This is a genomic window from Streptomyces hygroscopicus subsp. hygroscopicus (assembly GCF_001553455.1).
In the GTDB taxonomy this organism is placed as follows: Bacteria; Actinomycetota; Actinomycetes; order Streptomycetales; family Streptomycetaceae; genus Streptomyces; species Streptomyces hygroscopicus.
Genome location: NZ_BBOX01000217.1, coordinates 21096 through 27247, shown reverse-complemented (window position 1 = coordinate 27247; position 6152 = coordinate 21096). Strand labels below are relative to the sequence as shown.

Below are 6152 nucleotides of genomic sequence, written 5' to 3'. Positions count from 1 at the left end.
GCCCGGGGTTGACGGGGCGTCGGGTCGTCCCGCCGCGAGCGCCGGCGGCGCACGGGCGAGGGCGTGCCGCCGGTCCGGAACGCCGCGGGGTGCGGGAGGGCCGTGCCGCCGGTCCGGAACGCCGCGGGGTGCGGGCCGGGCCCCGTTGTTGACACGCCATCTACCGTACTTGTTGGTAACTACCCCTGGCCGTGACCTCCTGGGCGGTTCTATGTTGCGCACATGCCACATCTGCCCAATGCCGTGCAGTGGTCGATTCCGGCCTTCGTCCTGCTCACCGTCGTAGAGATGGTGAGCTACCGGCTCCACCCCGACGAGGACGCCGAGGGCTACGCGGCCAAGGACGCCGCGACCAGCGTCACCATGGGGCTCGGCAGCCTCGTCTTCGACCTGATGTGGAAGATCCCGATCGTGGCGGTCTACACCGCCGTCCACGAACTCACCCCGCTGCGCGTCCCGGTGGAGTGGTGGACGCTGCCGCTGATGCTGCTCGCCCAGGACTTCTCGTACTACTGGTCGCACCGCGGCCACCACGTCGTCCGCATCCTGTGGGCGTGTCATGTGGTGCACCACTCCAGCCGCAGGTTCAACCTCACCACCGCCCTGCGGCAGCCGTGGACCACCTGGACCGTATGGCCGTTCTACGTGCCGATGATCGCGCTCGGGGTGCACCCCGCGGCGGTGGCGTTCTGCTCGTCGGTGAACCTCGTCTACCAGTTCTGGATCCACACCGAGCGGATCGGCACCCTGCCGCGCCCCGTCGAGTTCCTCTTCAACACCCCCTCGCACCACCGCGTCCACCACGCCTCCCAAGGGGACTACCTGGACCGGAACTTCGGCGGCATCCTCATCGTCTGGGACCGGCTGTTCCGGACGTTCGTCCCCGAGACCGAGCGGCCCGTCTACGGTCTGACGAAGAACATCGACACCTACAACCCGCTGCGCGTGGCCACCCACGAGTACGTGGCCATCGCCCGCGACGTCGCGGCCGCGCGGGGCTGGCGCGAGCGGGCGGGCCGGGTCTTCGCCGGTCCGGGCTGGCGGCCCGGACCGGCCCCGGAGGCCGTGCGGCCGGACCCGGTCGGCGAGGGGGTGGGGTGACCGCCACCGGGCGCGCGGCACGGGCCCTGCCGGTCCTCTTCGCGCTGCTGACGGCCGTTCACCTCGGCGCGCTCCTCGCGGACGCCACCGCCGCCGCCCATCTCACCAAGCCCGCCCTGATGCCCGTCCTCGCCGGATGGGCGCTGGTGCGCGGCGGGCCGTGGCCGCTCCCCGCCGCGCTGCTGTGCGGCTGCGGCGGCGATGTGCTGCTGCAGACCGGCGGCCAGGCCGCGTTCCTGGCCGGAATGGGGTGCTTCGCGGCCGGGCACCTCTGCTATCTGGCGCTGTTCGCCCGCGCCGGGCGGCGCCGTACGGCACCCTGGGCTGCCGCCGGATACGGGGCGGCGTGGCTGGGCACGGTGGCGCTGCTGTGGCCCGGCCTCGAGCCGCCGCTGCGGCTCCCCGTCGCCGGCTACAGCCTGCTGCTGACGGCCATGGGCCTCGGCGCGCTGGGGGCGGGCCGGTGGACCGGGCTCGGCGGGGCGCTGTTCCTGCTCTCCGACACCCTGATCGCGGCCGGGCTCGCCGGCTGGCCACGGCCGCCGGTGCCCCAGTTCTGGATCATGGCGGGCTATGCCGCCGCCCAGTGGCTGCTGACGGCCGGCGTGCTGCGCGACGAAACCCCGCGCCCCGGACCGGAACCGGCGCCGGCCGGGTCGGCCGGGAAGGCCGTCTGACGCCGGTCGGGTCGGCCGGGGGCGCCGTCTGACGCCGATCAGGTCGGCCGGGGGCGCCGTCTGATGTCGCGGCTTCGTGGGGGACGTGCGTACGGGCCGCCGGGCGGCATCGCCGCGGCGGCCCGCACAGGGTGTCAGCCGGTCACTTCTGGACGGCGTCCAGGGCGTCCGCGAGCCCGGCGCCGTAGAAGCCGTTGTACCGCTTACCGCCCTCGCACACCGCGTCGACCGTGCCGTCGCCGTCGATGTCGTAGTCGGTCGGGCAGGCGATGCCGTCGGCCTCGGCCTTGAGCAGCGCCTTCACCCGCGCGGCGGAGGCGTGCGGATGGGTGCTCTTGATGAGCGCCGCGACACCGGCGACATGCGGCGAGGCCATCGAGGTGCCCGCCATGTAGCCGTACTTCCCGCCCGGCAGCGTGTTGTAGATCAGGCCGCTGGTCGCCGGGGGCTCCGGCTTCTGGTAGGCGGTGCTGTCGCCGCCGGGGGCCGCGATGTCGATGACCCCGAGGCCGTAGTTGGAGAACGAGGACTTGAGCCCCTTGGCGCCGGTCGAGGCGACGGTGACGACGCCCGGCAGCTGGGTCGGGATGTCCAGGCACACGCGCGGGTCCACCTCGCGGTCACTGGGGGTGCCGTCGTTGGGGCTGGACGGGTCGACGATGGTGTCCGAGGTCAGGTCGTAGTTCTCGTTGCCCGCCGCGGCCACATTGACCACGCCCTTGCGCTCCGCGTACGACGAGGCCCGGCGCACCGCCTCGACCAGGGCCTTCTGGTCCGGGTCCGTGGTGCAGTTGAAGTACCACGGGTCGGTGTAATAGCTGTTGTTGGTGACGTCCACACCGTGTTCGGCGGCCCAGACGAAACCGCAGACGACCGCCTCGGTGTAGAAGGACCCGCCGGTGGTGGACACCTTGATGCCGGAGACCTTGACGCCCGGGGCCACCCCGGTGACGCCGATGCCGTTCTTCGCGGCGGCGATCTCACCGGCGACATGCGTTCCGTGCGGGGACTCCTCGGCGCTCGGCCGCCAGGCGCCGTCGGTGGTGTCCGGCTTGCCCGTCACACAGTTCACGGACGCCTTGCGGTCGAAGTTCGGCGCCAGATCGGGGTGGGTGTCGTCCACACCGGTGTCGATGACCCCGACGGTGACGTTCCGGCTGCCCAGGCTCTTCTCATGGGCCTTGTCCGCCTTGATGGCCGGCAGATCCCACTGCAGCGGCTCCAGCGGGTCCTGCCCGGCCGTGGCCTTCGCCGCCACCGCCTGCCGCTCCTTCTCGCTCAGCAGCTTCGGCGCGTCGATGTCGTCGGTGGACTGGGCGGGCAGCGGTGCGGTGCGGGTGTTGCCGGCCGAGGAGACGCCGCGGACCTTGCGGACGGTCGTGGCGAAGTCCGGGTTGGCGGAGTGGACGACGATGACGCCGATCCGGTCGTAGGAGATCACCACCGTGCCGCCGGCCTGGGCGATGGCCTTGCGGATCCGGGACGGGTCCTGCCCCGGACGGGTGTTGACGACATAGCTCAGCGACGGGCCGTCGGCCGCTGCGGACGCGGCGGCGTGGCCGTCCCGGCCCAGGGCGGTGGCGGTGGTGGGCAGGAAGGCCAGCGCGGTGGTGAGCGCCATGGCGGCGGGTATCGCGGCGGTGCGCAGCGGCAGGGAGGTGCGGCGCGGCGTCATGGGTACTCCGGTTCTCTCGGTGTGATGGAGCGTGATGGAGTGTGATGGAGCGTGAGGGAAGACGATCCGGGCGGTCGGGCCGGGCTGGACCGACAGCGTTCCGGACCGGGGGCGCGAACGCGCGCTCAGCGCGCCAGTCGGGGGACGCGGAGCCCCCGGGCGCGGGCGGCCGTCCGGGCCGGGTCAACGGCGGCGGCCGGGCCGGGGTCATCCGCACAGGCGAAGGCGCGCGCCCTCACGGGGCGGATCCCGCTCGCCGCCTCGACACCCCGGGACGCCGCGGGACCGGGGCGGAGGCGGCGGGGAGTGGCGAGGGGGCGGTACGGAGCCGACGGGCCGTCAAAGGCCCGCCGTCCGGGTCTTGGAGGGGCCGATCTCGGATGAGCCATGGGATCTCCACTTCGTCCGTGCGGACCGCCCGGACGCACCTGGCGCAGGGGCGGGTACATGACGATGGAAGCTATCGCTGATCAAGGTCGGGCATCAATGCATTCCGGAAGAAAACCCGCCACAGTACCCGGAGCCGATCCCTCCGCCGCATCCGTGTCCGTCTTCCAACCAACCGGACCCTGTCGTACGGGTCGGCCGCGCCCTACCATGCGTGATCTGGATCACCCCGTGCCGCCGTAGTTCTCCCCACCGGACCCACCCACCAGGAGAGACCGTGGATACCGCACCGGCCAGCGATCGCCCCGGCGATCAGCGGCAACGAGACCGTTCTTCCTACGCCGAGGTGCAAGCGAGCGCGGAGTTCGGCGAACTGCGCGGTGCCCACCGCTCGTTCGCCTTCCCGCTCACCATCGCGTTCGTCAGCTGGTACCTGCTCTACGTCCTGCTGTCCAACTACGCGGACGGCTTCATGGGCACCAAGGTCGTCGGCCATGTCAACGTGGCCCTGGTGTTCGGGCTCGCCCAGTTCCTGACCACCTTCCTCATCGCCTGGTGGTACTCCCGGCACGCCGCGGCCAAGCTCGACCCCCGCGCCGAGGCGATCAGGTCCCGTCTGGAGGAGCGCCCATGAGCCCCCATCTGCTCGCCGCCGAGAGCGCCTCGGACAACCGGCTGCTGATCGTCACGCTCTTCGCGGTCTTCGTCGTGGCGACCCTCGCCATCACCGTCTGGGCGGGCCGGCAGACCAAGGACGCCACCGACTTCTACGCCGGCGGCCGCCAGTTCTCCGGCTTCCAGAACGGCCTGGCCATCTCCGGCGACTACATGTCCGCCGCGTCCTTCCTCGGCATCGCCGGCGCCATCGCGCTCTCCGGCTACGACGGCTTCCTGTACTCCATCGGCTTCCTCGTCGCCTGGCTGGTCGCCCTGCTGCTGGTCGCCGAACCGCTGCGCAACTCCGGCCGCTACACGATGGGCGACGTGCTCGCCTACCGGATGCGCCAGCGCCCGGTGCGCACCGCCGCGGGCGTCTCCACCATCGTCGTCTCGATCTTCTACCTGCTGGCCCAGATGGCGGGCGCGGGCGTGCTGGTCTCCCTGCTGCTGGGCATCACCAGCGAGGCCGGGAAGATCCTCATCGTGGTCCTCGTCGGCGTGGTGATGATGCTCTACGTCACCATCGGCGGCATGAAGGGCACCACCTGGGTGCAGATGGTCAAGGCCGTGCTGCTGATCCTGGGCACCCTGCTGATCACCTTCCTGGTGCTGCTGAAGTTCCACTTCAACGTCTCCGACCTGCTCGGCGAGGCGGCCAGGAACAGCGGCATCGGCGAGTCGTTCCTGGAGCCGGGGCTGAAGTACGGGCTCGACGCCACCAGCAAGCTCGACTTCCTCTCGCTCGGCATCGCCCTGGTCCTGGGCACCGCGGGACTGCCGCACATCCTCATCCGCTTCTACACCGTGCCCACCGCCCAGGCCGCCCGTAAGTCGGTCAACTGGGCCATCGGCATCATCGGCGTCTTCTACCTGATGACCATCGCGCTGGGCTTCGGCGCCGCCGCGCTGCTGGACCGCGACGACATCATCGCCTCCAACAAGTCGGGCAACACCGCCGCCCCGCTGCTCGCCGAGGAGATCGGCGGCGGAGCCAACTCCACCGGCGGCGCCATCCTGCTCGCGGTGATCTCCGCGGTGGCGTTCGCGACGATCCTCGCCGTGGTCGCCGGACTCACCCTCGCCTCCTCGTCCTCCTTCGCCCACGACCTGTACGCCAACGTCATCCGCAAGGGACAGGCGACGCAGAAGGAGGAGATCTCGGCGGCCCGCTGGGCCACCGTCGGCATCGGCACCGTCGCGGTCGTCCTAGGGGTCTTCGCACGCGACCTCAACGTCGCCGGACTGGTGGCGCTCGCCTTCGCGGTCGCCGCCTCCGCCAATCTCCCGACCATCCTCTACAGCCTGTTCTGGAAGCGGTTCACCACCCGGGGCGCGCTGTGGTCCATCTACGGCGGACTGGTCTCCTCGGTCTTCCTGGTGCTCTTCTCGCCCGTCGTCTCGGGCAAGGAGACCTCGATGTTCCCGGACGTGGACTTCCACTGGTTCCCGCTGGAGAACCCCGGGCTGATCTCCATCCCGCTGGGATTCCTGCTCGGCTGGGTGGGCACCCTGCTGTCCAAGGAGGAGCCGGACCCGGACAAGTACGCCGAACTGGAGGTCCGCTCGCTCACCGGGCACGGCGCCCACTGAGCCGCCTGTGCCACCCGCGCGGCCCCTCCCTGTCACACCCGTCGCGTAGGCTGCGGGACAAT

The 6152-nt window shown here is 71.3% G+C and carries 5 protein-coding genes; 4 read left to right on the top strand and 1 reads right to left on the bottom strand.

Annotation, left to right across the window (positions count from 1 at the left end; all coding sequences use genetic code 11):
- The first annotated feature begins 222 nt into the window (after window positions 1–222).
- Both AXW62_RS22490 and AXW62_RS22485 read left to right on the top strand, forming a co-directional pair.
- Entirely contained in the window at window positions 223–1101 is an 879-nt protein-coding gene (locus AXW62_RS22490; protein ID WP_060946118.1) for a sterol desaturase family protein, read from the top strand.
- Complete coding sequence (locus AXW62_RS22485; protein ID WP_060946117.1) at window positions 1098–1778, top strand: lysoplasmalogenase; 681 nt, start codon at window positions 1098–1100, stop codon at window positions 1776–1778. The genes AXW62_RS22490 and AXW62_RS22485 overlap by 4 nt, the downstream gene beginning before the upstream one ends.
- A gap of 142 nt (window positions 1779–1920) precedes the next feature.
- On the opposite strand, the gene AXW62_RS22480 is transcribed toward AXW62_RS22485, so the two are convergent.
- A complete protein-coding gene (locus AXW62_RS22480) occupies window positions 1921–3453 on the bottom strand; it encodes a S8 family peptidase (protein ID WP_060946116.1) in 1533 nt (510 codons plus the stop codon).
- A 664-nt stretch (window positions 3454–4117) separates the two neighbouring features.
- On the opposite strand from AXW62_RS22480, the gene AXW62_RS22475 reads away from it, so the two are divergent.
- Both AXW62_RS22475 and AXW62_RS22470 read left to right on the top strand, forming a co-directional pair.
- Entirely contained in the window at window positions 4118–4474 is a 357-nt protein-coding gene (locus AXW62_RS22475) for a DUF485 domain-containing protein (RefSeq protein WP_062010948.1), read from the top strand.
- Window positions 4471–6090 carry a monocarboxylic acid transporter gene (locus AXW62_RS22470; protein ID WP_060946115.1) on the top strand — a complete coding sequence of 540 codons (1620 nt, stop codon included), beginning with the start codon at window positions 4471–4473 and terminating at the stop codon, window positions 6088–6090. Before AXW62_RS22475 ends, AXW62_RS22470 begins: the two co-directional genes overlap by 4 nt.
- The last annotated feature ends 62 nt before the right edge of the window (window positions 6091–6152 follow it).

Excerpts from the sequence above, each read along its gene's own strand:
- AXW62_RS22490 (WP_060946118.1), top strand. The coding sequence starts at position 223 with ATGCCACATCTGCCCAATGCCGTGCAGTGGTCGATTCCGGCCTTCGTC.
- AXW62_RS22480 (WP_060946116.1), bottom strand. The coding sequence starts at position 3,453 with ATGACGCCGCGCCGCACCTCCCTGCCGCTGCGCACCGCCGCGATACCC.
- AXW62_RS22470 (WP_060946115.1), top strand. The coding sequence starts at position 4,471 with ATGAGCCCCCATCTGCTCGCCGCCGAGAGCGCCTCGGACAACCGGCTG.